Consider the following 2,215-nt stretch of genomic DNA (forward strand, 5'->3'; position numbering starts at 1 on the left):
ATGAACCGGCCCGCCCGCACCCAGCGGCGCACGGCGTTGCGGGATGCGCCGAGACGGCGAGCGATCTCTTTGGTCGGCAGACCTTCGCCGTGGAGGCACAGGGCCGCCTCGCAGCGGTCGCGTCGCCGGCTGCTCACGTTCGTTGGCGCTGTCTTCGCCAGATCAGGGGAGCCGGCGGGGTCGTGCACGGCGCGGTGCGCCACGTCTCGGATCTCGGACTGGTGCCGCTCGACGATGCCGCGCAGGGCCTCGGAGGCGTTGACGAGCAGGTGCCAGCGATCCGCGACCTGCGTCGCCGTCGGTGCTCCCGTGCGCGCGGCCTCGGCGTAGGGTCCCGAACGGTCACGACTGACGACGGTCACGCTCGGATGGGCGGTGAGCCAATCTCGCACCGGTGCCGACGAGCGGCCGGGCAACAGATCGATGACGCGCCGCCGCTCCAAGTCGCACACGTTGGTGCCGTAGGACCGGCCGCGCCGCGACGCCCAATCGTCGATGCCGATGACCCGCGGCGGCGGAGACGGTACGGTCCCGCGACGACGGATCAGGCGCAGGACGGTGTCGCCGCTGACAGGCATGGCCAGCCGCCGCGACAACCGTGCGCCGGCCTCACCACCCAGCACCATGCCGATGTCGGTCTGCGCCGCGGCCAACCGGTCGCTGCGGCGCGCCTTGCGCGTACCCAGCCCCGGCACGCGTTCGGCAAAGATCCGCCCCGGGCAATGGCCGCAGCGGAAGCGGCGCACCTGCACCCGCCACGCCACCGACCGGTCCTGTCAGGGCAGGTCGTCGAACGTCCGCCAATACCTGCTGTGCACCCGCACTGACGCACGCCCGCAGACCCGACAGCAGGCTTGGGCTGCCGTGGTTCGGGCGGTGATCAGCAACCGGGACGTGTCCAGCGTCAGACCATCGACGTGCAGGTCGTCCGGGACCGACGGCAACGAAGGGTTCGAGATCGGCATCGCACTGCCCTCGGGCCAACATGCGAATCAACGTCCAAACCACCGCTCAGCACCGAAAGTGCGTAAGAACCAATGTTCAACGCTGTTTGACAGATCGTGGCGGCGGTCGGTCGTGCGGGGCCGGAATCGGCGCCCTGCCAGGGCTCGGATGCGATGACGGCGCATCAGGCGCTCCACTCGCCCGCGACTGGCCGTTCCTCCCTCCGCACAGAGGGTGGCATGCACCCGAGGCGAGCCGTAGCGCCTGTGATGGCCGGCATGAATACGCCGGACGTCGTCGAGCAGGCGACGGTTGGACGCCGACCGGGCACTCTCGGGACGGGATCGACAGTCGTAGTAGCCGCTGCGAGAGACTTCGAGCACGCGGCACATGAGACGCACCGGCCAGGTGCTCGCATGCTGCTCGATGAAAGCGAACGTCATTTGGGCATCTTCGCGAAAATGCCGATCGCTTTTTTAGGAGGTCGCGCTCCATGCGCGTCCGGTCGAGTTCACGCCGCAGGCGAGCGATCTCTGCCGCCTGGTCGGAGGCGGAAGTCACCGGGCTCGCGGATGCAGTTTTTAGCGATCCGGCTGCGCGCAGCGATGGAGGGCTCCCCATCAGCGCCGTGCGCCACTGCCTCCGCAGGGACGGTTCGATCCCGAGTTCAGCCGCGATCTGCATCTGTGGTCGCCCACTGCTTTCCAGCAGGGCCACCGCCTCGCGTTTGAACTTGGGCGTGAACTCCCGTCTCGTCTTCGCCATCAAACACCTTCCCAGCCCACAAGGAGCGTATCAGAGGTGTCCATAGAGCCGGGGAGGATCAGTCGGCCTCTCGCGCGAGACTTAAAGCATCTCGATCCATGCGCTCCCCGCTGTAGTCGGTTGTTCCGTCGTTCTGATATTGCCACCGGGCAACGCCAACTACATGCCCACGGCGCGAGGTGCTGGTCGAAGCCCTGGCGGCATTCACGGTCTAATCTCGACACTGTAACGCAGGCTGGATGCGCTTCGACCTGCGGGGTAGATGCGTCCCACCGGTTATCTCAGATAGGCTTGGCCGCAAGCGGCTCGTGCGGCATGACATACGCCGCTAACGCAATCGCTAACGAATCCTTGACCTCAAATCGTCAGGGAGGCCTCCACCGCATCGCGACCTACTTCGACAAGCTCGTCCGCGACTATCCCCCAACCGTTGCGCTCCCGGGGAGCCATTAATTTCCAACCTTAATCAATATTAACTTCTAAGATATAGAAAAGTACGCCCCGC

Annotated in this window: 2 pseudogenes; both read right to left on the reverse strand. The window is 66.2% G+C overall.

The features are described from left to right. Positions 1-944, reverse strand: a pseudogene (locus FV233_RS29140) (ISL3 family transposase); the annotation flags it as partial. A gap of 111 nt (positions 945-1,055) precedes the next feature. Further along, positions 1,056-1,710 (reverse strand): annotated as a pseudogene (locus tag FV233_RS29145) (IS3 family transposase); the annotation flags it as partial. Between the last annotated feature and the right edge of the window lie 505 nt (positions 1,711-2,215).

Source organism: Methylobacterium sp. WL7, from assembly GCF_008040085.1.
Taxonomy (GTDB): domain Bacteria; phylum Pseudomonadota; class Alphaproteobacteria; order Rhizobiales; family Beijerinckiaceae; genus Methylobacterium; species Methylobacterium mesophilicum.